This window comes from Paenibacillus sp. Y280, assembly GCF_056786335.1.
On record NZ_JBXCIW010000004.1, the window covers coordinates 263,913 to 288,335 of the forward strand.

Below are 24,423 nucleotides of genomic sequence, written 5' to 3' on the forward strand. Positions count from 1 at the left end.
ATTAAGCAATATTGACAACGGTGTCATAAAATAGGGAGCGATAATGATGAGCATAAAATTTTGGTTCAAAAGCACGATGATTGCAATGACGATTGTATGTTTACTGACAGCTTGTGGTAAGCCGGCCGAATCCGATAACGCGAACAAAACCCAACCAAGCGACACTAGTAATCAAGCTCCTGTCGAAGTGGAATTTATGTCTAATGCGTCGGGCGGAACGTTGGAAGCTTATAAATCCATTGTCGATAAGTTTAATACCGAACAAAACGGCGTCTCCGTTAAATTAACGAGCGTCAGTGACGGGTACGAAAATTTGCTCAATGTCAAAATGGCAAACAACGATTTGCCGGATTTATGGTCGACGCACGGTTGGTCGGTTCGCAAATACAGTGAATATCTGCTTCCGCTCAACGATCAGCCATGGGCTTCTGGACTAGTAGACGAAATTAAGCCAACGATTACGGACGATCAAGGCAACTTCTTCGTTTTGCCCTTGAATGTCGACTTGAGCGGCATGCTATATAATGAGCAGGTATTGGCTGACTTAAACATACCCGTGCCGGAAACGTGGGATCAATTCCTGGCCGCATGCGAGAAGATCAAACAAGCCCATTTAACGCCCATTCATATCGGTGGCAAAGAAGCCGGTGATGTAGCTGGATTCATCAATCGGGTCTCCTTGTCGTTATTAATCGGAAATAGTGAATACAAGTATGGAGAAGAACTGACCAGCGGAAATTTCGACTGGAGCAACTTCCGTAAGGTTTCGGAATTTATTCTTAATCTCAAAAATAAAGGCTATTTGAACGTTGATCATTTGACAGCAGACAAGCAAGGTACATTTACAGGAATGGCACAAAATAAAGTCGCTTTCGCCTTCCAATCCAATCTGTCCATCGTTGAGATCTTGAAGCTGAATCCAGAAGCGAAAATCTCCTTGATGCGTTTGCCCGTTGCTCGTACGCAGGATCAGCCTTTTCTAATTAGCGGTGAACGCGATGCCGTAGGGGTATGGAAAGACTCCAAGCATCAAAAAGAAGCGTTACAATTCCTCGAGTACTTGGCTAAACCGGAAAATGTTCTCGCCGTCGCCCAAAGCTACTCCTTACCTGCCGGTATCAAAGGTGTGAAGGTGGACCTAGGACCACTGCAAGCCGTATTTTCCAAATATTCCAATGTTAAAGTTTTAAACCATTTCGACCGCGACTATTTGCCTAATGGAATGTGGAATACGTTGAAATCGGTTGGTCCTTCCTTGTTGGCTGGAGAAATGAATCCGGATCAAGTGTCGAAAGCAATGAAAGATGATTACGATCGCCTCCGCAATGCCGCGAAATAACAAGCATACCAGGGTGCAATGGGTGTTCGCAAATCATATATGCGAACCCCCGCGCGCCTGACTTTAGGGAGGATGCCTAAATGACATTAAAGCGATACTATCGGAGGTTTATCCGTAACAACTTATTCCTCCTTTGCATTCCCGCACTTGTTTTATTTGCTGTGTTTCAGTTTTATCCGCTCTTTCACGGCATAAAAATTTCGTTGACCGATTGGAACGGCTATTCTCCGAAGTATCATTTCGTTGGATTAGACAACTATACCCACCTGTTCACAGATGAAAAAATCAAGAAAGCTCTCATGAACACCTTCATTTATGGGTTCGGCACAACGATTATTCAGAACGTCTGGGGGCTGTTATACGCACTGCTGCTCAACCTAAACTTCGCCGGACGAAATCTGGTTCGGACTGTCGTATATATGCCTGTGCTTATCTCTGGCCTCATTATGGGATATATTTGGTATTTCCTCGTTCAGTACGACGGCGGCGCTTTGAACGAATTGCTGCTGCTGGTTGGCGCCGAGCCCGTCGATTGGCTTGCAGATGGCGACCGTGCCGTTCATATTATCGTGTGGGTGACCAGCCTTCAGTATGTCGGTCAAGCGATGATTATCTATCTGGCCGGATTAAAGATTATTCCCCACATGTACTACGAAGCGGCCGAAATCGACGGTGCTAGTGTGTTGAGCCGCTTTTTCCGAATTACGTTACCGTTATTAATGCCAGCCATCATTACGAGTGTGACATTGAAGCTGATCGCGGGCTTGCAGCTATTCGATAAAATCATGGCGCTAACTAGCGGGGGACCCGGCTTCAGCACTCATTCTATCTCAACTATGATCAGCTATTTGTATCATGGCAATCAGAATGCCGGTTATGCGGCAGCTCTCGGCGTAGGACTATTCGTGTTGGTTATCGTTCTGACTTTGGTAACGAATCGGTTCCTATACAAAAAAGAAGTGGAGTTTTAAGCTATGAAAAATCGAATTCTCCCGTTCATTGGCTTGCTTATTATGGCGGTCCATCTCGTTCCGTTGTATATCACTGTCACTGTAGCGCTCAAGCATAAATCGGATTTAAGTTCCCGATGGATGTTGCCTAACTATTTATCGTTTGATAATTTCCTAACGGCGATCGAGGAAGCGAGCTTGCTTCGAGCATTCTCGAATACCATGATCATGACCGTGGCAACCGTCGTACTCGTCGTGCTCTTCAGTTCCATGGCCGGGTATCCGTTGTCACGCATCAAGTCCAAGGCGAGCAGATTGATTATGAACGTGATCTTGGCGGTCATGATGATTCCTTCGCTCAGTATTATCGTACCCTTGTACAGCGTATTGCACAGCATGGGCGGGATCAATTCCTACTGGGGCATGATTCTTGTATTGACGACAAACAATTTGCCGATGGGTATTTTCCTTTACGCGAATTTCATCAATACTATACCAAAGGAGCTGGACGAAGCCGCAGTCGTCGATGGATGCAACCGATACAGCGCCTTCTATCGCGTAATCCTGCCCCAACTCAAGCCAGTAACAGCAACGGTCATTATATTGAAAGGGCTCGGCGCTTGGAATAACTACGGGTATGCCCTGTTTTTCCTTCAAGACGAGGAGAAGCAGACGATAACACTGGCCATCTCCAAGTTTTTCTCGGAGTTTATGTACAATATGAATGCCGCTTCGGCTGCCGCACTTTTAGCTGTTATTCCGGTCATTTTGGTGTTTGTGTTCTTACAGAAGTTTTTCATATCCGGTTTAACAGACGGAGCTGTGAAATAAATGATTAATCACGCAGACAAGGAGAATCTTTATGAGCTTTGAAACATTCGTTTCCGATCTAGAAAGACGATGGCATCAAGATATGAGCAATAGACCGGAGGAATGGATCATTTCGAAGAGTCTATCTAGCAAAATAACGCAGGACGGGCAAATGAATGACTTTTACGGTGCTACCTCTGTTATCGCATTGTCCGATTCTGATCGCCAAAAATGCCAGATTGCTCAGGAGCGGCTGCTTGAAGTGTTGGAACATCGATTAGTTAATCTTGTACCCGAGACGTTCCATTTGACGATCCATGCTTTCAGCAATGTCAATAACACACCTATTGGCATACAGGTCATTCAGGAAAATTTGGCGCAGCTTGAAGAAGCTATCGAGTCGGAATTTCGGAGCATAGCCGCACAATACAGCGGGCAGCGCATTCGAATGCGCGCACTTGGAGCAAGCACCAGCGGCAAAGATGCCGTCAGTATTAAATATGTTCCAGCATCCGAGTGTGATTACAACATATTAATCGATTTATACAACCGGATGGAGAAGATCTTTCCTGAACGCAAGTCTTATGTGCCGCACGTATCGCTTGGTTACTTCAAACTGAAGAAGTTTGAACAGAAAGAAATCGCCTTGTTATATGATACACTCGAACTTATGTGCAAGGAGCTGGACTTGGATATCGTTCTAGACGTCGATCATTTCGTCTATCAACGTCATTTTCATATGAACGACTTTCGGGATATTTTTATGGTGAAGGAATACCGTTAGAATTGGAATGGTGAAGGAATAAACCTAGCATCTTAAGAATAGACCCTTCTGTGTTGTCGCAGAAGGGTCTTGTTTTCGTCAATTTTTCTTTGAGCCAGAACGATAATAATAAAAGTGAGCCACTTTAGTCCAAGCAGATAGACCTTGAATTAAGGCTTTTCTGCTTTTTAAAAAATATTCCTATTTAACTAATTTTATATTTGCTTTAGCTAATTCCTTTTTCACATTTGTCCAATGTTCTAAATGACCCTCTAGATTTTGAATTAATAAATCAATCGTTTCTAAAAAATCTGTACGTTCTTCAATTCTCATCATATTTAATTCTCTTAAAGTACTACCAGCTAAATGGCGTTCTCCAGGAAACTGCAAAAACAATTTCTGTAGCTTGGTATGAATAGGCAACTTGAAATACAATGCATCTTTATCATTATTGTTTGCCACAAATGCCTTACCTACAGCTACCGGATTGAATTTATTCTCTGACTGTTTCTTTCTCGCTGCCCTATCAATAATTAAATCATTATAATCATTTAATAGTTTATCATTGGAGGTTACCAAATACCTAGATTTTGTAGCAGGATCAATCTCATCGTCAGGTGCTGTAAATAGTTCTTTTATTTTTTTTACATCTGAAACCATTATCTCTTCATTTGCAACTTTAAGAGCAAGCTTATCTCTAAAATGTAGCGGTACATCAATCAATGGTGTGACTTGCTCTTCTGAGAGCTGATTCTTTACACTTCCTTTACTGCTAACGATCAGCTTTTTTACTTCTTCATTAAAATTTAAAAGTTCTAATTTCTTCGACACGTATTGTGTTGTTTTACCGAGTTTCATAGAAACGTGGACTAATGACTTTTTTTCTACTTGAATAAGTTTGTGAAAAGCCTCGGCCTCCTCCATTGGTGTGAAACTTTCTCTTTGAATGTTTTCCGCTAATTGTTCCAAATAAATTGTTTCTTCATCTTCATTTTCAGAAATAATAGCAGGTATCTCGGTCATGTTTAGAATTACACATGCTTTAAATCGTCTGTTACCAAATATAATTAAATATCTTCCGTTATTCTGTAGTTTCACTTTAATTGGAGTTAGCAATCCCAATTTACTAATATTCTCACTAAGTTCTTGCAAAGCAGTTTCATCAAAATGACTTCTTGGCTGGTGAATATCCTCATCTATTAATTCAATAGGCACTGATTGTACTCTCAAGATTAATTCCACCCTTCACTAAGAAAAAACTTTACATGCCGAAATCCCAAGTGATCTGCCCATCATTTGATTTTTTCCTTGGTAAGCTTTCACCCTTAGCTTTTAAAGCGTTTGCTCGTCTTAAATGGCCTTCACCTAAGCTTTTAGATCTAATAAATAATTTATGATAATCATCAGCATCCACCGGCAATATATATCCGTCTGATGTATAACCAATATCCGCTAAGTCTTTATTCCCTTTCTTAATTGAGTAAATACGATAGCGTAATTTCGCTTTATCGTTGTTATTCTCCAATTTAATTTCTAGTTCATCAGCAAAATCTCTAAGATGCATTCCTCTTACTCTATCTCTCATGCTGTACATAATTGTTTCTAACTTTTTGGCTAAATGATTACCCCAAGTAAATGCCACAATAATCCCTCCATTATTGGATTGTTTTAATCCCTCGAATATGGTGTGAATTTTTAATCTGTGGCAGAGGGTATTTACTATATTCTACACAAAAATACAAATAGTTTCAATTGTCTGTATATTCATTTCTAAATCTACAATAAAATCTTATAAACTTTTCAATCAACCACCAAACAAAAAATGGACTTCCTCACGGAAGCCCCCTCTAAATTTATAACCAACTAAATAATCTAGCTATGGCAAGTCCAGCAGATGAAGTTCTTACGACATGACCAAACATTGACCAAATCTTCTTAGCTCTGTCAAGATTATTACTTTTTATTGCTTCTTGTAATTGATTGGAATCACTTAATACATCTTTTTTATCCTGCGTCTCAGGTAAGTCTTCAATGAATTTCATTAGATCAGTTATCAATACCTGAGATTTCACAAGTGTTTCTTAAGTTACTCCATTTGTTCTTTACCATCACTTGTGATAAGGCTCACCGTATCACTCTAACAGCGAAACAACTGAATGCTAATTTATTCCGGTAGACTTTCTAGAAGAACATGACAATTTTTATTGGCTGGGTATTTAGAAACGGTCCTCCAAAGTCTTTTAGACTTTGGAGGACCGTTTTTATCAGATAATTATGTGAAAAATCTTCTGAACAAATTCGGGTATTCATCGGGAGGTATTGGCTCGTTGTTTGGCCCTTTACGAATATGATATTTTCCATCAAACAAAGATGGTTCATTTCTACTCTCAATTTGAAATATAAGTACTGATTTGTCATAGTAATTAATCAGTTTTATATTTCTTGATATCTGGTTTTTATCGGCTTCCGAAATAGGCATTAGAGAAATTTTTTGTATGATGTATTGAAAGTAACCATCAAGTCCATTTTTATATTTTGAAGCTTCACCTTGAACGCCCGTAATATCAAACTTATTAAATTTTATTGAGCTTGTACTATAAACTGATTCAATCCTATCAGCTGCAACCTGGTCATCAGCAATTCCAATAATGACGTAACCTACTGTATTTGGCCCTACGTTTGCCATTGCTGTTAATGTTAGAATCACTTTTTGAAAGAGCGCTTCATCAAACTCGAAATCTCCCCCCAACCTATGAAATCCTTGCTTAAAATCATATAAGGATTGCTCCGTAAAAGACTGAGTCAAAATATTTTCGAATTGAGTTATCCAAGAATCTATTGCTGGGTCTCTTCTTTCTTTCTTGACAAAAACACTTCTAATGATGCCTGCTACTGCAGCCACATTACTTTGACGTTCTCTTGCGCTCCAACGTCCACCCCCGCCTCCTAAATTCATGTTCCTACTACCCATGTTATTCAAAAGTTCAATTAATCCCCTATAATTAGCAATTGTTAAAGACTCTAAAATCAATAGTTCATACAATGCTAGAAATAATATTTGAAAATATCTAGGAAGTCGTGGTCCTGCATCTTCAAAAAGTAATCTATTAAAGGTTTGACCTGAGTGATTCAAAATTTTTCTTAACTCATCATATACATGTAAGAACTGTTGACCCAAGACCTCTGGCGTGACTTTAAGAACTGCTGATTCAATTTCCTGGAATCTACTATCTCCTTCTCCTTCCCCTGATGAAAGTCCATAGTACTCATCAAGAATCTCCGAACTTGAAGGTGGTTTTATACTTAACGCCATATATGCCAATATGTCAGCAATCACTTCCTCATCACGTGATTGCCTAACGTACTCTCTTGTTAATATGCCCTCAGCCACCCAGAAAACACTATCAACGTTAATTCCATAAGGTAAGTCTCGGCTTGTAATACTTATATTTTTCATTCCATTAAGCAAGAGTGTATCGTGTGCAGAAACATCACCACGAACCTTGCTTGATATATGCCTAACAAGTTGTGCAAAATGACCTGTTGCTCCAGCTTGTCTTAATTCTTGTTTAGATAGATGCTTACCGTTCGAATTAATTCTTCGAAAAATCTCATCAATCTTGTCTATCCCTTCAAAGGAATAGATAGATAATGGTAAATTATAACCAGCTATTTGGGTGCACACTTTCCTATCCATTTTGGGGAATTTCTGAATTAGATCACCGCTGTCTAATAATAGCTTTGTTTTTGCCATTGTTTCCAGATCAAAATACTCACCTTCTAAATCAAACTCACCTTCAATAAAAGAAATCAATGCATTTAATCGCTGCATACCGTCTATTATTTCAAAGTTTTTTTGATCATGAAAGTTAACCTCAGCTACTAATATAAGCGGTATAGGGAAGCCACTACGAATAGAATCAATAAATGCTTTCTTTTCTTCAATACTCCAAACTAATTTTCTTTGATATCTTCGATTTACTAAAAAACGCTCGCCAATAAAATAATCATAGATCCTCTGTATACTTTCACCACGTATAGCCAAATCCTGCATTAATCTATCCATACCTCGCGCCTTCCTCCCGTCTCTAAACCAATGACAAACAAGTATTCTATAAAAATTCTATAAAATACCTATTTATCCTTCTCTATTTTTCTCTGAAATAAATATTCACCCTATTTGTGATAAGGCTCAGCATATCACTCTAACGGCAAATCAAATTGAGGGTACATCTTGGCGGCCCCCCTCTTCCATGCAATCATCCATTTTATATATGATTGTTTCATAGCTATTCGCCCATAATGCTGAAGAATCTTTCTCGATGTGAAGATCGTCCCTTCCAGTGCGATAGAGCATATTTTTCCTATCTTTGAGAAATTCGTCTGCTTGGGTTTCCTTGTCAAACTGAACGAGCACAGGATCCTCTGACAAATTAACGATAATCAAAAACTTGATGCCTTTGTGCTGCCTTATGTAGGATAACACCATTTTTTCCGAGTTCCGTATGAACTCTAATTCGCCCGCCCAAAATGCCGGCTGATTTGTTCGAAGATGGATCAGGAATTTATATTGCTCGAATATCCTTGTATCAAACGAATCCCAGTTGAGTTTATACTCATCGAATAAGGACGTCCATGTTTCCATCGTATTCTCATTAAATTCCTGTCCCATCATGATGAGGGGAACGCCTTCGAGCGTAAGTAAGATTGAAGCAGCAGGTCCTGCATGCTCCACACCCAAATACTCCCTGACTCTGGACTGTTCTTTCTCCTCAAGCCAATTCATTCTCAGAGAATTTTTAGGAAAGCTGTACTTGTAAGAGTTATAAATCGTTATAAAATCAGTCTGTGTAATCGTTCTGTCGATCATCTGACGAATAAGAATACGAGGATTCCCGTTATAGGTTAAATCACAGGCTTCAATATGATGATATTCATCGTATGACTGAGAGATCAGGATGAGATCCCCTTTTACTTCCAGCAGGGCTTGCTTGATCTCTGTGAGGAAATCATAGGGAGTAATGTCCGAATCATCCAATCGAATTCCGTCAAAATCAAACTCGGTAATCCAGTATTTCATAGCCTCAATTACATATTTCCTCATGTCGCGGTTGCTAAATTGCAAACCAGCAAAATATTCGCGAAGGGGCACATCATAGTAGATCTCATGTTGTTCATTATGTGTAAAATATTCCGGATGACTTTCTGTCAGAATATGATCCCTACTCGTGCGGTTCAAGACCCAATCCAATATGACCCTGATCCCGTTTGCATGAGCTTTGCGCATAAATAACAATAAATCATCTTTGGTTCCGAATTCTGGATCTATCGAATAAAAATCTTTTACCGCATAGGGGTCACCGTATTTACCAATCCTACGTTCATGTCCCACTTCGTTAAACGGCATCAGCCACAGCGTATTGATTCCCATTTCTTTAAAATAGCCGATCTTATCAGCCAGTCCTCGGAAACCGGTTTCTGTATACGCACGGAGATGAAGCTCATAAATGACCGATTTTTTAATCCATTCAGGACTAGAAAGGGCTGTAAAGTTCTCATACATGTATCCTGGGTGATTTTTTGAAATCTCATTTGTTCTGATCAGTACATCACCATATTCAGTTACAGTAATCGCAGAGTTATTCTGCCCATCTTCCGATACACTCGGATTCAACGGGTCTAAAATCCACGCTTCCCCATTCACCACAAATTTATAGAGATGTCTTCCCTTAAGAATAGGTAATTCAATCTCCCAACCTGTCGCATCCTCCATTCTGTTCATGTAGTTTCTATCGCCATTCCAATTATTAAAGGTCCCTGCTAGAGCAACGCTATTAACAGGAGTATCCGTATAATAAACAAATCGTACACCCTTAGATCCCTTTGTTGGAAATTTAGTCAGCATGGTATGATATCACCTCGAAGATTATTTATTCTCTTCTCCTATCGTATCTGTATTGAAACAGGCTTCCAATATCCGATACCACTCCATAATGATGCTATTCTGTTGTGATCATCCGTCCCATACCATGAATGGTTTCGTTAGCTCTGGCTATGATGGTGTCTTTAAAGCTTTTAGGGGAACAATGATGGACTCGTTTAAACAACTTATAGAAGTGTGATATGTTCGGCAAGCCAACCTGCTCAGCAATCTGTGCAATGCTAAGATCTTCGGTTAGAAGCAGGCGTTCTGCATGTTTGATTCTGCGATGAATGACATAGTCAGTGAAAGTAATGCCCATAGTCTGTTTAAAATATTTAAGGAAATAGGTATAACTGAAACTGACGAGAAGACAAGCCTGCTCAACCGTTATTTTATCGGATAAATGAGCTTCCACATAATCGAAAACTAACTTTAGCTTGGCATAGTTCATCGATCGGTTGTGTTCTAACATTCCCTCATTGTCATGACGTAATAATAAAAAAAGACATTTCTTTACCAAATAGTTAATGGCCATCTCATAGCCTCTCTGCCTCTGTTCATGTTCCTGTTGCAATTCTATTACCGTGCTGTAGAATTGTTGCCGCAATTCCGAATTCTCCCTAAATAATGTGTTTAACTTTACTAAAGGCAGCAATGACTCCTGGAACAAATAAAGGAAAGGAAGCATGTTAGAATCAAAGAATGCCTCCAGCTCGAATTGGAGCACTACATAATCAACCACTTCGTTTTGCTTTCTCTGATCAAGATGGGGTTCGCAAGAACCCAAAATCAACACATCCCCCGCTCGCAAGTGATAAACTTCAGCTGGTGTGTGGATTTCCATTCTTCCAGATCGTACAGCAATAATCTCTATCTGCGGATGGAAATGCCACCCATGCTGACAGATGATCCTACTGTGAAAGCTACGCACTTGAATACGAAGTAGCGGGTCGTTATAAAGAATTGGCTCTTTAAATAATTCCATAAGATAGACACCTCGTCGCTTCGGAAGCAATTTTCCGCACCCTGAAAGAGATTAATGCCAAAAAATTCGCCCTATTTGTGATAAGGTTCAGCATATCTTTCTAAAGGCGAAATTCTTTAAGCAAAAAGGATCTGGAAGCTTACTTTCAGATCCTTTTTCCATATTGAGGCTTTGAATTCCTTTATTTTCACATCAAACACTAATAAATTTTTCAGGGGTAACTAATTATTATTTCGTTTGTTAACTTCAATCGCAATGAACTCCGGCAAATAATTGGGAGTACAGCCCTTTGATACCATTTCATCTTTATAAAGACCCGTTTTCTCACCAAGTTCAATACAACGTGCTCGATTCTTTTGATCATAAACGCCTATCCAGCCTGCTGTGAAATTCATAGCCCATTGAACTTCCGGTTCTTCCTGCGCCATATTAGCTTCAATTGCAGATAGTAAGTCTTCTGTGTTATCAGGAGGTGTTTGTCCAGTCCATCTCAATCGCCCTTTATAATACCAGAAGGCTCGCCTTTGAAGAGCAGAAGGACTATTTTCCCATAACTCCATCAATGCAATTTTCTTCTTGTCTTTGGTGAGCTGATTAGCCATTAACCAATCCATTAAGTTATTTCGCTCTTCAAATGTGTGAATCTGCATATCCTTATCAAGCTTATTTAGCACATCTTCTGAAAGAAGTTTTTTGTCCATAATTAAGATTGCCAATAGTCTGGGCAAAAACCCTTCGGTTGACCAAAGTTCCATAGCTAGTTCGTGATCTATTTTAATGTCCTTCGCGATTTTTCGTAAGTCGCCTAGCTTAGTTTTACTATTGATCTGTGGTAGAATATTTTCTGCTTTTGAAGAGCGTTTCATTTCTGTACTTTTATTCTTATTCATTTGACACAACTCCTTTATTAAAGCACTGTTTCATAATATGTCCATGGCCCGATATATCAATAACATAATTTCGTTATAAGTCTTATTGCATACAAATGTACCATAACAACTGAAAAAGGAGTGATTCATTTCGCCGTTACTTATGGTACGGTTCACCGCGCTGTCTGTAACGGCAAGTTCTCAAAACATAAAGGACGCTCGAATTATTGAGCGTCCTTACAATCCTCTTTTATCCAACTTGTCTGACCCAATCACGAATAGAGGCTCCTATCCTTTCTATATCCTCATTTTGTAACTCACCACTATGCATAATTACATTTCTTGATCTCTCAAGAGTATTTATTAACTGCCGTACCCACTCGATTGAATGCAGATGGGGTTCAAAAATTGTCCAGTTCTGTTGAATAATCGATGTTAGATCCCCGAAATCCGTATAATTTATATAGGAGTCTCCTCTTGGGGTATGCCACCTAATTTTATTCTCCTCCTCCCTTCTTGAGTGTGCCCTGGTTCTAATTTTCTCTGAAACTGAGGCTTCCCACCAAGACTCTCCTGCTGACTCTAATAATAATTTAGATATAAAGTCTCGCACCGTATTTTCAAATGCGGCAATAACAGTATATACAGTTGCCATTCTTTTAGCTCTAGTCACAAAAACTTCATCCAGCAAGTCAACCGATAATCTTTCAGCTACTATGGGATCAAGTTCATTATAATTATGCTTTACTCTACCAGTCCGATCCAACGCTGATTCAGTAAGCAGTCCCTTGAAGACAAAAGAATATAGCTCCTTTTCCATAGGTCCCCTCCCTAATAGAGATGCTCCTTCAGACTTCTAAATATAGCATCATACACTTGAGGATCCCTTGTTTCTGGCAAGATTATTTGAATATTGTAGTGTAATTCTGGCTGTATTCCACCTCTACCAACAGCACCTCTAGGGGCAGTTCTTGGAGTTGGCTGATGTTGATCGCTTTCAACATACCCGACATCATTTTTGGCTTCGTCCTCTTGCTTTTGTTCCTTAGTTGAATTTTCAGGAGCAGAAGCAGTGAAATCTGCATACTCACACAAGCCCTTAAAAGTAATAGACATAAATCGAATTACTTCAGCTGATTTTTGACCTTGTGTTAGGGTTTTCAGTTTATTCGTTACTTCTTCTAGGGACATTAAGTGAGCACGTTTGTTAATAGCAAACAAGTCCGAGTATGCATCTTTTATTGCCTCTGCTAGAACAACCCCTGACTGAGTTTGATCAAGAAAATCATAGTAACGTTGTGTTGGGACACCGCTTTCGTCAATAAACTGTAATGCTTTTAGTACGCCAATAAATAATCTATCATTTGAGCTTGAAAACTCTAGTTGTTGGAGGAACTTTTGGGTAAATCGCTCTGGTGCCTTTGCAGAAATAATGGCATTAAAGAACGCACTCAGATTTTTAGTTGTCATTAAATAGGATTGAGGTAAAGACATATTTATGCCTCCTTATTTAACAATACATATACCAATAATAGCAAAGTCTTTGATGCGTTGGAATACTACGAATATTCTGAGTAATAAAAACTTGTCGTTACTTGTGGTACGGTTCCCCCCGATTTATCTTCACAGCTCGATAAATCTGCTCCACCAGCACCAGACGCATTAGCTGGTGCGGCAAGGTCATGCGCCCAAAGCTCAGCTTCTGCTGGGCGCGCTTAAGCACAGCGGGAGCAAGACCATTGCTCCCGCCAATAACAAAAGCCACGTGGCTGCGCCCATACGTGGCTAACTTATCGAGCTGGCCAGCGAGATCCTCGCTTGACCAGAGCTCGCCTTCAAGCGCGAGCGCGACAACATGCGCTTCAGGCTTCAGCTGCGCCAGAAGCCTCTCGCCCTCTCGCTCGCGCACAATCGCTTCCTCCGCCGGACTCATCGTCTCCGGCGCCTTCTCATCGGGCACTTCCGTGAGCGTAAGCTTCACGTAAGGCCCTAACCGCTTGGCATATTCTGCTATGCCAAGCACCAAATACTTTTCCTTCAGCTTGCCTACGGCAGCTATCTGTATATGCATTATCTAAACCACCAAAAAAGTAGCTGGCTCATCACAGAAATCGCATTTGCGCGGAGGATCCCAATCGGCAAACTGCGTCTCCTTCAAATCCACTACATCCGGTGCATCCTCATATTCATCTACAAATCGGTCTAATGCCGTTTCCATATGCTCTTTACACACACAATACATACTCTACACGCTTCCTATCCTAGTTGATTGAATTCCCGATCATCTTTCCTGCTTCTTCAGTCTGTCCAAAATATCTATACACAGCATAGCAGAAAACGCCTCTCCATGTGAAGACGACAAATTCTGCACGGCCCTGCACTTTGCACTTCGTACTACCATCACCGACTAATCCCTACGCACTATTCTCAACATACTGTTCCTTCTTCTCCCTAAAATCCAACAAAAAACCGCAACACCAAAATGGTTCCCCATTTCGACATCGCGGTTTCTACTTAAGCTTTGCTCTTTGCTCTTACTCTTTACTCCCTACTCCTCATCCTTCTTCTCACCCAGCTTAAAATGAGTCTTCTTTAGTTCCCCGTCCCGGTAGTAGCTAATCTCAATCTCATCGCCAATCTTCTTCTGGGTGTACAAATATTTACGCAGCTCCATCGTGCTGCCGATCGACTGGCGATCCAGCTTAACGATTACGTCATTGAACAGCAGGCCCGCATCCTTAGCGGGACCAACCGCTTCAAGCACAATAACGCCGTCATATACCTCATCCGGCAGCTTCAAAGGCGCCCCGCCGCCTTCTATGACGCTATCTTCATCCGCACCTTCCGCCTCAGGAAGCAAGCCTTCCTCACCAGCATCGTCTTGCGAATCCTCAAAGCCCTTCTGCTCCCAATACTGCTCCAAGTCCATTGTATAGACACCAAGATAAGGACGCGGCACATGTCCTTGCTTAATCAAGCTCTCGACGATTGGCATAGCCAGGTTAATCGGAATCGCAAATCCGATGCCTTCAACGCCGAGATCCGCAATTTTCATGCTGTTGATCCCAACTACGCGTCCGTTCAAATCAATCAACGGCCCGCCGCTGTTGCCCTGGTTGATGGAAGCATCGATTTGAATAACCTCTTGCTCCCAGTCGTACACGCCGTCCTGATTAAGCGATACCGGTACGATTTGTTTCGTCTTGCTCACACTGCCCGTCGTAACGGACTCCCCGAGCCCTAACGGATTGCCGATCGCAATAATATATTCAGCAGGGCGAAGCGTCGACGAGTCGCCGATTTCCGCAACGACATCTATGCCTTTGGCATCGATCTCAAGCACGGCCAGGTCTGTAATCTGATCCTTGCCGACTATGCGAGCATCGCGGGCCTCGCCGTTCATCAGTATAACCTTCACCTCTTGCGCTTGATCGATGACATGATAATTCGTAACGATGACGGCTTTGCCATCATTTTTGCTTATAATGACGCCAGAACCTGCACCCGCTTCACGCAGCGTGCCTTTATCTTTCGAGTCGTCCGGCAGCGCTTCACCGTTGCCGATTCCGAGTGAAAATTTCTGCAAATTAATGATGCTTACGACGGCTGGCCTTACCTTCGCAGACGCCTGTATAGGTCGCTCAAGCGGATCAATAGCTTGAACACCGCCTGCTGTCGCTACAGATGCTCCGCCGCTGCCAATACCGCCGCCACCGCCAAAAAAAACACCGAATAACAGCGTTGCGGCAATCGCGCTCGTTATTGAGGATACGAATGCAATGCGGACATTGGACCACTTGCGCCCGCCGCTTTTATATGGAAAAGCAAAGTTTTCTTTCCTGCTCTCGCGAGCAGCGCGTTTGGAAACTTTGGTTGAATAAAAATCGTCGTCGAATAAGCTCATTACGATCGCTCCTCTCGATGTCTCTCGGACATCAAGACTATTTTTTTTCAATATAGGAATGTTTTCGAAAGAAATGACTAAAATAATAATAGATTCGGACGACGCGTACACGAAATCTTAAAAACATTTTGTAGAACCGTCCCGCCAAAGGAGAGTTGCTCATATGAAAGCCAAAACCCCCGCAGCTTGGGAACATGTACAGCTTGCTGCAAAGCTGGCAGATTTGAAGGATGACCACTATCGTACCGTTCTTACCTTAAGCGCAATGCTAGAGATATTCATAGAGAAGGGCATCATTACGAGAGAAGAGCTCAGCTCCAAAGCAGACGCGCTCGACGCGCAGCTGGAATCGCTTATTTCCGCTTCACTTCATCCCATGGCGTAGGTCTGTCATGGTATGTAGCACGCAGCGGATGTTCTTCCTTCTTATAAAATATTCCGTTATCCTCTAATATAGTATTCACAGTCAGCATCGCTAAATCCATTAAGTTATGATCAAGACTCAAATGAGCCAAATAGACACGTTTCGTTCGGTCCGTCATGAGCTCAAGCAAGGCTTCGCCTGCCGCTACATTCGATAAGTGACCTACATCGCTTAAAATACGACGCTTCGTATTCCATGGGTAACGTCCCATTCGAAGCATCTCGGTATCGTGGTTCGCTTCCAGCACAAGTACATCTGAATCAATGATCTGACGCTTGACCTTCTCGCTTATATACCCAAGATCGGTTGCAAGACTAAGCTTCTCGCCATCCTCTACGAAGCTGTAGCCTACCGGCTCCGCCGCATCATGCGAGATTGGATAGGATTGCACCATCATCGACCCGCAGGCGATCTCCTCGCATGTCTCCATTATGACACGATTCTCTGCGGCAATGGTACCGACATGTCTTTCCATTGCAGCCCATGTTGCCTCATTCGCATAAATGGGCAAGTTATACTTTCTTGCGAAAGCGCCCAAGCCTTTAATATGATCGGAATGCTCATGCGTAACAAACAACGCGTCCAATTGATGGCCCGTTATTCCCCGCTCGCGCATTAGCTCATCCAGCTTCTTCGCGCTCATTCCCGCATCAACAATGACCGTCTTCTCGTTCCCCTGTACAATTGTCGCATTCCCGGTCGAGCCGCTCCCAAGTACTGTAAATCGAAGTCCCATAATCGCTCTTTCCTGTCCCTTCTCCCGCTCCCGTTAACGTAAACCGTTCGCTGCCGCTTCCCCTTGCTCTTCATCCGTTGCAACCTCGCCGCTTATCGCGTGTACATAAAGCAAATGGCCATTTTCAAGCATGACCCGCCATGATGGCACCGATACTTGCTTCTCCGAATCGAAGATTTGACCTTTATAGCCAAGCTGAATATCAGAGATGACTGCCCCATCCGGCAAATAGGTTTCAATTAAGCTCGCCATTACCTTCGCGGCCGGCAGCACCTGCTTTGCTTCTCCCGTTCCGAGCAGCTCTACGCGGTCCTGCAAAAAGGAGGTTATTTTTTGATTGCTAATATACAGCGTCAGCTTCACATCGAACATCGGACGACCATCGACTACGCGATATAAGACGAATTTGTCCACGCTGCTGTTCAGCAGATCGAATGCATATTGATCAAGCTCGGGAATTTTGTCCCCTAAAGTCTTTACTAGCTGTGTCTTCGAATAAATAATCGTACTATCTACAGGCTTGTCCAGTATGACAGGCTCCGCATTTTTGCGGCTGTCAGAGTGAAGCAAGTATGTTAAGTCCCCAAGCTCCGGCGTTTCCAGCGGCAGATTGGCTTCAAGCGAAATACGCTTCTGCTGCATAAGCAGCACCTTATCCTGCGGCAGCTCTGCCGAATTTACATTAATGTTCAGCTGCTCCCGGATATCCAGCCACAGCTGGTAGCCCAACAAAATATTGAGCAGCAAAAACGAAATAATAAGCACGTTTTTCGCCCGACCCCAATCCACTCGCCTTCACCCCCAACCGTTTGTACTATCGCATATCGCCGGCATTTCCAGTGAGCAGCTGCATCGTTCCTCCGGCAGCCCAGCTGACAGCACCCGCGCCGCCTTCTGCCGTTGCACCTAAATCATCCTTCGTGCTGCCATCCGCCCCTTGCTCTTCGGCATCAACCTGCTTAGATGGCTCAAATCCGATCGGATATGCCTCTACCAGCACCTCTTCTGTGCCATCGTTGAGACGAACAGCCCACACCGGTATAAACCGCAGTCGCTTATCATCCACAGGCGCTGCTTGCAGCGCTGGGAATAAAGCTTTTACGTCATCACGCTTTCTGTAATTTTCGAGATTGTTTTGCAGTTCCTCGCCGCCTTGCAGCCACCGAACATTACGTGATTCCGATTGCGAGCCAATCGTAATAAGCGATCTTGCATATTCCGTTACGACACCTTGCTGCAGCGTCAGCTTCATATACCCATAGCGGAACGGCGGCGTCTCAATGACAGGATACTGCTCCACGTACTGTTTAAATCGGATATACTTTCCTTCCTCTCCCGGCATCGCAACGAACCGGTGAACGCCATCCCAGCCGCCATGCTGGTTCACAAAATCTACCGAAGCATACACGTTGTCGCTGAGCAGATTTTCCGTAATTTGCGGCGCGCTTGGATCGGTATAGCTAATCCACTTGCCATTTTGCTCCACCTGCAAGCCCCGCTTGCCATCGGTGTAGATTTGTGAGCCGCTTCGATCCTCGATTGCTCTTGTCGTGCTTGGATCGAACAAGCTTCGCTGCATCAAATCAGGCGAATAAGTCTCATAAGCAAATACCATTTCCTTTGACTGAATTGGTGCAGCCGGGAGATAGAGACCGTCCGCCGTCATCGTATACTTGGGCTGGAATTGCCCGAAGCCTACGTAATCCTGCACGTCGCGTACCGTAAGATCCGCGCGAACCGACTCATAGACCATTTGGCCGTCCGCACTGAAGAAGAAGGTTCGCACTTCCTCTGAGCCTGTCGTCTTAAAAATCCATATCCGATCAATCGTCTCGTTCAAGAACAGCAGATCGCCCTCAAGCTTAAGCAGCTTTTGCAGCAGCTCAACCGGAATGCCGTTATCGAACCGCAGCTCGATGCCGATATCGTTCTTCCGGATCTCCTCCCAGTTCAGCACGTCCGAAGGGTTTCGCTGGAAGCCCTTAAATTCTCTACCCTGAATGCGCTGATTAAGAATCATGTCATAGAACTGGGTACCCGGATAAATCACAGTATGCTTGTTGCTGCCCAGATGAATGACGAGCTCTTCTGGAAAAATAACGCTCTCCACGCTCGTCGCCGGCCCCATCGGCTCTGCGTTGAATAATTCCTGGTCGCTTCTTACCGTAGCGCCTAGGCCAGGCATGCTGTAGGCAAGCAGATAGCTTTGCAGGAGGCTGAGTGCCACTAGCACGATCAGCGTTGTCGTTTTTATTTTTTCCTTCATGAAGGCTCACCCCCTTCCTGCAGCAGCGGGAGGGTGAATGTAACCGCAGTTCCTTCATTGAGCTCGGAAGAGAGAGAAATCGTACCGCCATGCGCCTTCACAATTTCCCGGGCAATTGAAAGTCCGAGCCCCGTACCGCCCATATTGCGCGAGCGTGCCTTGTCCACACGATAGAAGCGGTCAAAAATACGAGTAAGATCCTTTTTCGGAATACCGATCCCGGTATCCTTCACGCTAATCGCCATGAATGCCGAATCCGCCGGCTGCTTCGCCGTTAACTCAATCTTTCCACCGTCCAGTGTGTATTTGATCGCATTGGAAAATAAATTATCAAGCACCTGATCGATTTGATCGCGGTCAAGCCATGCGAACTCAAGCCCGCGGTCCACCCGTACCTCCGCTTTAATCGACTTCTGCCGAAGCTGGAAGGAGAAGCGGTCAGCCACCTCGTCGAGCATATCATGCACGTTGGTCTGCCTTCGCCGAAGCGGCGCTTGGTTGGAATCGAGACGAGACAAATGCAGCAAATCGGTTACGAGCCTAATCATGCGCTCGGTCTCATTGCGGATGACGCCGACGAAGCGCTCGGATAGCTCACGCTCTTCAAGCGCACCATCGTTAAGCGCCTCTGCATAGCTCTTGATTGTCGTAAGCGGTGTCCGCAGCTCATGCGAAACGTTCGCAACGAACTGGCGGCGCGACTGCTCCAGCTTCTCCTGCTCTGTTACATCCTGCAGCACCGCAATCGTACCCGTTGTCCCTTTATCTCGACGATGAATAGGCGTAAAAGTTGCACGCAGCAGCCCTTCGTTGCCCTCGCCAAGCTCCTGCTCATCGAAATTACGCTCAATAAGCATCGTTTGACCGCGCCCTTGCTGCAGCTCAGACAATCTCTCCTCGGACAAATCAAACAGCTCGGACAGTGCGCAGCCTTCGCAGGTGCGTACGTCCAGCAGTTCGAGCGCCCTACGGTTCCATACGATCACCTTGCCGTTCTCATCCGCTGCAACCACGCCATCGCTCATGTTGGAGAGGATCGAAGCAAGCTTCTCATTCTCCTCTTCATTGACCGATAACGCTTCCTTGAGCCGAATCGTCATGTCGTTGAACGCCTTGCTCAGGCTGCCGATCTCATCATCGCCAAGCACCGGCACCTGAAGATCAAATTTCCCTTGCGCAACCGCCTCTGCTTGCTTGGTCAAACCTTGAATCGGACTTGTGATGGTGTGGGCGAGCAATACGCCAAGCACCCCTGTAAGGCCAAGCGCAATTAACGTCCCCGAGAAAAAGATTTGGTTGACCCGGTTCACCGTCTTGTACAGCTCGTTCATGGACGCTACGACATACACCACGCCAACGACCTTGTTGTCGTTTATCGTTACCGGCTGCGCAATCATCTTCATGCGCGTATTATCCTCATCTATAATTTCTTGCTCGTTATCGGTAATATTTTGAAGCGCCCTGCTCACGGCAAGCGATTTGTTCTTCTTCCCGATATACGACTGATTGCCCTGTACGGAGGTCGCTACCACCTTGGCGTTCGAATCCAGCACCTGTACCTCAGCACCGGTAATACTGAACAGATTTTGAACGACAAGGCTGAGATCCTCTGTCGTGCTCTCCGGAGAATCGCCTTCGGTATCAGGCTTTGCCGCTAAGCTCGGAGCTGCGAATTTGGACAAAATATCTGCCTGCTCCTTCAAATTGTTCGTGAAGCTGTCGATTAACGAATTTTTGACGGTGCTTATAAAATAAACGCCGATGAGCTGCATCGCCACCAGGATGAGCAGCAAATAAATAATGACCAGCTTAACCTGAATCGTACGGAAGAAGCTCTTTCCCTTCATCCTTAACCGAGGCCTCCAGACTTGGAGTTGCGCATCATGTAGCCAAGACCCCGCCGGGTCATAATGTACTCGGGACGACTCGGATCATCCTCGATTTTCTCGCGCAGCCTGCGAATCGTCACGTCGACCGTTCGCACATCCCCGAAATATTCGAATCCCCATACGGCTTGCAGCAAATGCTCGCGCGTCATTACCTTGCCGCTATTGCGAGCCATATAGTAAACGAGCTCATACTCGCGATGAGTCAGATCAAGCGGCTCGCCATCCTTATAAACCACATACATATCCGTATCAATAAATAAGTTAAACAGCTTAAAGCCTTGCTGTTCTTGCTCGGCTGGCGCTTCGGCAGCGCCGGCATTGTCTTCACCGGAGCCTGCCGGCTTCTGCTGCCTGCGCAAATGAGCCTTCACCCGTGCCAGCAGCTCCCTTGTGCTGAACGGCTTCGTCACATAATCATCCGCGCCAAGCTCAAGCCCCAGCACCTTATCAATTTCCGTATCTTTGGCCGTTAGCATAATAATCGGCATTTGCAGCTTGGCTCGCACCTCGCGGCATACATCCATGCCATCCTTCACAGGCAGCATCAAGTCTAGCAATATCAGATCCGGCAGCTCCTCGAATGCAAGCCTCACCGCTTCTCCGCCATCGAACGCGCAGATCACCTGATGCCCTTCCTTCTCCAAGTTAAACTTTATAATATCTGCTATCGGCTGTTCGTCATCGACCACTAATATTTTTCCGTGCATCGCTACACCCGCCCGTCGCTTGTCCTTTTTTTGATTACCTTCTATTTTAACACACGTTATCCATTAGTTCACAATGAAACTTCCCTCATGTTAGCAAGGTTTTTCCTGCAGCACTTTGCTCATCCCCTAATAAAAAGGCTATGTTTATGCTCAGTGTTGATTCTGAAAATAAAATTAACCGCATTCCCTTAGAACGCGGTTAATTCTGATGACAGAGGTCATTATTTATTAAGCATGTTGTATTCAATCCATTTATCTATTTCAGTTTCATTAAAAAATTTTTGATTACCGATGTCGATAAATGGAATGAACTTATATGTATCGTAAGTTTGAAGTCCCTCTTTTTGTTCAATTTGACTCTTAATAAGAGAATCAAATTCGTCTAAGGAAATTCCCATGTATTGTGCAGCCTCGTCAGTAGTCATTAGTGCTTTCGTCTGAGTAGTGGTATTAAGAGGTTGTTCTAAATGTTCATTGTTTTTTAGCTCATTAGTTACTATCCAAGCTGATAAAACAAGACATCCTCCGAGAATAATAATTGAAATTGGCAACAAGATATTTTCTTTTTTCACTATATTCTCCTCCAAATCAAAAAATATACAATATATGTCAGCAAGAAAAAGCCGACCGCTGAAGCTTCCTGTTCGTTTCATTAACGGAAAATATACAAGAAAGAACTAACATATTTTTCTTATTCTCCATTGTGTTCTCATATTCCTTGTTGTCTATATAACGGAACCAAGCCAGGTAATGTTCCAAATATTTGGTGGCAACACCATTAAAGCGGTCTATCCATTTCTTCAAACGTCTGTGGTAGCTGTTTACGTTTTGAATATGGTACACACCTTTCACACGTTGTTTTCCGTCGGACTTGAAACGGTAATGAACCAAACCTTTTGAATTCGCATAGGACTGAATAGTACGAATTCGTCCACGTCCAAGTACACCAAAGTACCTCATTTTCTGACGGTCACGAGCAACTAATGCGCAGACTTGATCATTACTTATACCACGATATCTGGCTTTACCGCCACGTTTTTGTAGCTTGCGTTCGAATATGTTTCTCTTGCTCTTTTCAGAGTACAAGAAATTAGGGTAACATTCTTGACCCGGAGATGATTTACCCATGAATTTGAATGAACTGAAAAGGCTAAAAAAAAAGAGAATCGCTTCGCAGTGCGCGAAAGTGATTCTCTTTGGTTGAAATGGGGTATAAAATTATAAGTACTTTAACGGATTTTGCATTGCGCCGTTTTTATGCACTTCAAAATGCAAATGAACGCCAGTCGAGTTGCCCGTGCTGCCCATAATGCCGATTGTATCGCCTTTTTCGACAATGTCGCCTACGCTCGATTTGTAAGAGCTTAAGTGACCATAGACTGTCTTATAGCCGTTCTTATGGTTAACAATAATCGCTTTGCCAAGACCCGGCTTCGTGCCGACGAACTCAACTACGCCTGTGTCTGCTGCATGAATGTTCTTGTTTCCTGTGAGATCGATGCCGCTATGCATCCGTCCCCAGCGCTTTCCGAACTTGCTTGTCAGTCTGGAGCCCGATACAGGCATCGCGAAGTTTCCTGATCCTTCGCCCAAAACAACCTTAGTGCCTCGCTCCACGATTTTCGGCTTCGCTTCCTTAATGACTTCCTTCGAAAGCAGCTCTTCGGTCACGACGTAACCGTTCTGCTTCACGATGCGATAAGTCATTCGCTTAGAGCCTGCTGATCCTAGTGAGAGAGTCTTCGACTCGCCAACGCGCATACTCGCATTTTTCTTCACTTCAACCGGCGGCTCGATCGTCTCGACCTCTACTAAATTCTCAACCGTCTTAACCGTTAGCTCTGGCTGGAGCACCGTCAAATCGAGAACATCGCCGATTGTAATTTTGTCGTCCTTAATCCAAGCATTGTTCTTATAAATAACCTCAGGTGAAATATCGAACTTCTGCGCGATACAGCCGACGCAGTCGCCTTCTTGCACCGTATATTTCGTTGGTTTAATGCTGCCCTGAACGAGCATTTTGTATATCGCTTCCGCTTCCATGATCTGCTGCGGATCGGTATCAATCGACTCCGTCATGACGGCCTCGATAAACTCGACCTCCGTTATCTCGCGGCCAGGCACCTTGGATGCAGCTTTTGTCTCTTCCTCTGGTACAGCCGCTGCTCTTGAATCGAATGAGAGCGATTTAACTTCCTTTGAATCCTTCTTCGAAGCAACAAGCTTAGGCGCAAACTTGCTTTGTACGCGAAGCAATATCGCATCTGCCGTCTGCTGGTCTTTCACGATACCGATTACTTTACCGTCAACCTTCACCTCAACGCCAACCGCGTGAGCAGTGAACATTCCTTCAAGCTTGTCCAACGTAACATCCGTTTCAGGCGTTCCTTTGAATGCGCTATCTGCCTCGTATGTAATCGTTCCTGTATCCAGCACCATATTAATGCCAGGATTAGCTTGCTGAGCTTCCTCAGTTTCTAACAAAACAAGCTGCTCCACTTGATCTGGATCACTTACGGTCCCAACAGGTGCTCCATTCATATATACGTTATAAAATTCGACTGTGTTTGCTTGGACATATTGGATTCCGCTGAATCCGGCTACTGTGAGGAGTACGAGCGCCCCGCCCGCTAGCTGTACCGGCTTCTTGCGCCATAAAGACGTGTTTGCCTTGCCGCTTGCGGATTGTTGCTGTGTCTTGCCATTCAAGTGTTGCGATCGGTCATGCCGAAAGTACTGTATTGCTTGATTCCATACCTTCTGAATCCGACCTTGGTCCCTGAAAACGGTCATGATTTTCTCCTTTTCGCGCTAATGCTACTTTTTTCCGGCTTCCGACATCAAAAAATACAAAAAAG

At 43.8% G+C, this 24,423-nt stretch carries 24 protein-coding genes and 1 pseudogene; 5 read left to right on the forward strand and 20 right to left on the reverse strand.

Going from position 1 to position 24,423, the window contains the following annotated elements:
- Positions 1-43: 43 nt before the first annotated feature.
- From AC1TPC_RS07405 to AC1TPC_RS07420, 4 genes are all read left to right on the forward strand, one after another.
- Positions 44-1,339: an ABC transporter substrate-binding protein gene (locus tag AC1TPC_RS07405; protein WP_482066219.1), complete on the forward strand. Its 1,296-nt coding sequence runs from the start codon at positions 44-46 to the stop codon at positions 1,337-1,339.
- Between the two features lie 80 nt (positions 1,340-1,419).
- Positions 1,420-2,310, forward strand: coding sequence for a carbohydrate ABC transporter permease (locus AC1TPC_RS07410; protein WP_482066220.1), 891 nt, complete (start codon positions 1,420-1,422; stop codon positions 2,308-2,310).
- Between the two features lie 3 nt (positions 2,311-2,313).
- Positions 2,314-3,120 (forward strand): carbohydrate ABC transporter permease, encoded by an 807-nt coding sequence (locus tag AC1TPC_RS07415; RefSeq protein ID WP_482066221.1) that lies wholly within the window; start codon positions 2,314-2,316, stop codon positions 3,118-3,120.
- Positions 3,121-3,151: 31 nt separating this feature from the next.
- Entirely contained in the window at positions 3,152-3,883 is a 732-nt protein-coding gene (locus AC1TPC_RS07420; RefSeq protein ID WP_482066222.1) for a hypothetical protein, read from the forward strand.
- A gap of 180 nt (positions 3,884-4,063) precedes the next feature.
- Here the strand turns inward: AC1TPC_RS07420 and AC1TPC_RS07425 are convergent, their stop codons facing one another.
- The 12 genes from AC1TPC_RS07425 to AC1TPC_RS07480 form a co-directional block, all read right to left on the reverse strand.
- A complete protein-coding gene (locus tag AC1TPC_RS07425) occupies positions 4,064-5,092 on the reverse strand; it encodes a ParB/RepB/Spo0J family partition protein (RefSeq protein WP_482066223.1) in 1,029 nt (342 codons plus the stop codon).
- Between the two features lie 31 nt (positions 5,093-5,123).
- Entirely contained in the window at positions 5,124-5,504 is a 381-nt protein-coding gene (locus AC1TPC_RS07430) for a hypothetical protein (RefSeq protein WP_482066224.1), read from the reverse strand.
- A 211-nt stretch (positions 5,505-5,715) separates the two neighbouring features.
- Positions 5,716-5,904 (reverse strand): hypothetical protein, encoded by a 189-nt coding sequence (locus AC1TPC_RS07435; protein ID WP_482066225.1) that lies wholly within the window; start codon positions 5,902-5,904, stop codon positions 5,716-5,718.
- Between the two features lie 230 nt (positions 5,905-6,134).
- Positions 6,135-7,928: a GmrSD restriction endonuclease domain-containing protein gene (locus AC1TPC_RS07440; RefSeq protein WP_482066226.1), complete on the reverse strand. Its 1,794-nt coding sequence runs from the start codon at positions 7,926-7,928 to the stop codon at positions 6,135-6,137.
- A gap of 150 nt (positions 7,929-8,078) precedes the next feature.
- Positions 8,079-9,767: an alpha-amylase family glycosyl hydrolase gene (locus AC1TPC_RS07445; RefSeq protein ID WP_482066227.1), complete on the reverse strand. Its 1,689-nt coding sequence runs from the start codon at positions 9,765-9,767 to the stop codon at positions 8,079-8,081.
- A 94-nt stretch (positions 9,768-9,861) separates the two neighbouring features.
- Positions 9,862-10,770, reverse strand: coding sequence for an AraC family transcriptional regulator (locus AC1TPC_RS07450; RefSeq protein WP_482066228.1), 909 nt, complete (start codon positions 10,768-10,770; stop codon positions 9,862-9,864).
- Between the two features lie 221 nt (positions 10,771-10,991).
- The gene (locus AC1TPC_RS07455; protein WP_482066229.1) at positions 10,992-11,660 is read right to left on the reverse strand and encodes a DNA alkylation repair protein; all 669 of its coding nucleotides are present in this window, start codon (positions 11,658-11,660) and stop codon (positions 10,992-10,994) included.
- A 229-nt stretch (positions 11,661-11,889) separates the two neighbouring features.
- Positions 11,890-12,459: a Swt1 family HEPN domain-containing protein gene (locus tag AC1TPC_RS07460; protein ID WP_482066230.1), complete on the reverse strand. Its 570-nt coding sequence runs from the start codon at positions 12,457-12,459 to the stop codon at positions 11,890-11,892.
- A gap of 11 nt (positions 12,460-12,470) precedes the next feature.
- On the reverse strand, positions 12,471-13,133 hold the full coding sequence (locus AC1TPC_RS07465; RefSeq protein WP_482066231.1) for a DUF5343 domain-containing protein: 663 nt from the start codon (positions 13,131-13,133) through the stop codon (positions 12,471-12,473).
- A gap of 97 nt (positions 13,134-13,230) precedes the next feature.
- On the reverse strand, positions 13,231-13,710 hold the full coding sequence (gene rlmH, locus AC1TPC_RS07470) for a 23S rRNA (pseudouridine(1915)-N(3))-methyltransferase RlmH (RefSeq protein ID WP_053373454.1): 480 nt from the start codon (positions 13,708-13,710) through the stop codon (positions 13,231-13,233).
- 3 nt (positions 13,711-13,713) lie between these two features.
- A complete protein-coding gene (locus tag AC1TPC_RS07475) occupies positions 13,714-13,881 on the reverse strand; it encodes a CxxH/CxxC protein (RefSeq protein WP_063845975.1) in 168 nt (55 codons plus the stop codon).
- A 306-nt stretch (positions 13,882-14,187) separates the two neighbouring features.
- A complete protein-coding gene (locus AC1TPC_RS07480) occupies positions 14,188-15,543 on the reverse strand; it encodes a S1C family serine protease (RefSeq protein ID WP_482066232.1) in 1,356 nt (451 codons plus the stop codon).
- 163 nt (positions 15,544-15,706) lie between these two features.
- Here AC1TPC_RS07480 and AC1TPC_RS07485 point away from each other — a divergent pair, with 163 nt between their 5' ends.
- Positions 15,707-15,928 carry a hypothetical protein gene (locus AC1TPC_RS07485; protein ID WP_482066233.1) on the forward strand — a complete coding sequence of 74 codons (222 nt, stop codon included), beginning with the start codon at positions 15,707-15,709 and terminating at the stop codon, positions 15,926-15,928.
- On the opposite strand, the gene AC1TPC_RS07490 is transcribed toward AC1TPC_RS07485, so the two are convergent.
- From AC1TPC_RS07490 to AC1TPC_RS07525, 8 genes and pseudogenes are all read right to left on the reverse strand, one after another.
- Entirely contained in the window at positions 15,897-16,703 is an 807-nt protein-coding gene (locus tag AC1TPC_RS07490) for an MBL fold metallo-hydrolase (protein ID WP_482066234.1), read from the reverse strand. The genes AC1TPC_RS07485 and AC1TPC_RS07490 overlap by 32 nt on opposite strands.
- 33 nt (positions 16,704-16,736) lie before the next feature.
- The gene (gene yycI / locus AC1TPC_RS07495) at positions 16,737-17,492 is read right to left on the reverse strand and encodes a two-component system regulatory protein YycI (protein ID WP_482066235.1); all 756 of its coding nucleotides are present in this window, start codon (positions 17,490-17,492) and stop codon (positions 16,737-16,739) included.
- Positions 17,493-17,517: 25 nt separating this feature from the next.
- Entirely contained in the window at positions 17,518-18,969 is a 1,452-nt protein-coding gene (locus AC1TPC_RS07500) for a YycH family regulatory protein (protein WP_482066236.1), read from the reverse strand.
- On the reverse strand, positions 18,966-20,816 hold the full coding sequence (gene walK, locus AC1TPC_RS07505; RefSeq protein ID WP_482066237.1) for a cell wall metabolism sensor histidine kinase WalK: 1,851 nt from the start codon (positions 20,814-20,816) through the stop codon (positions 18,966-18,968). Before walK ends, AC1TPC_RS07500 begins: the two co-directional genes overlap by 4 nt.
- 2 nt (positions 20,817-20,818) lie before the next feature.
- Positions 20,819-21,565 carry a response regulator YycF gene (gene yycF, locus AC1TPC_RS07510; RefSeq protein WP_482066238.1) on the reverse strand — a complete coding sequence of 249 codons (747 nt, stop codon included), beginning with the start codon at positions 21,563-21,565 and terminating at the stop codon, positions 20,819-20,821.
- Between the two features lie 221 nt (positions 21,566-21,786).
- Positions 21,787-22,137 (reverse strand): MerR family transcriptional regulator, encoded by a 351-nt coding sequence (locus AC1TPC_RS07515; RefSeq protein ID WP_482066239.1) that lies wholly within the window; start codon positions 22,135-22,137, stop codon positions 21,787-21,789.
- 108 nt (positions 22,138-22,245) lie between these two features.
- A pseudogene (locus AC1TPC_RS07520) lies at positions 22,246-22,654 on the reverse strand (IS1595 family transposase); the annotation flags it as partial.
- Between the two features lie 129 nt (positions 22,655-22,783).
- Entirely contained in the window at positions 22,784-24,358 is a 1,575-nt protein-coding gene (locus AC1TPC_RS07525) for a LysM peptidoglycan-binding domain-containing M23 family metallopeptidase (protein WP_482066240.1), read from the reverse strand.
- Between the last annotated feature and the right edge of the window lie 65 nt (positions 24,359-24,423).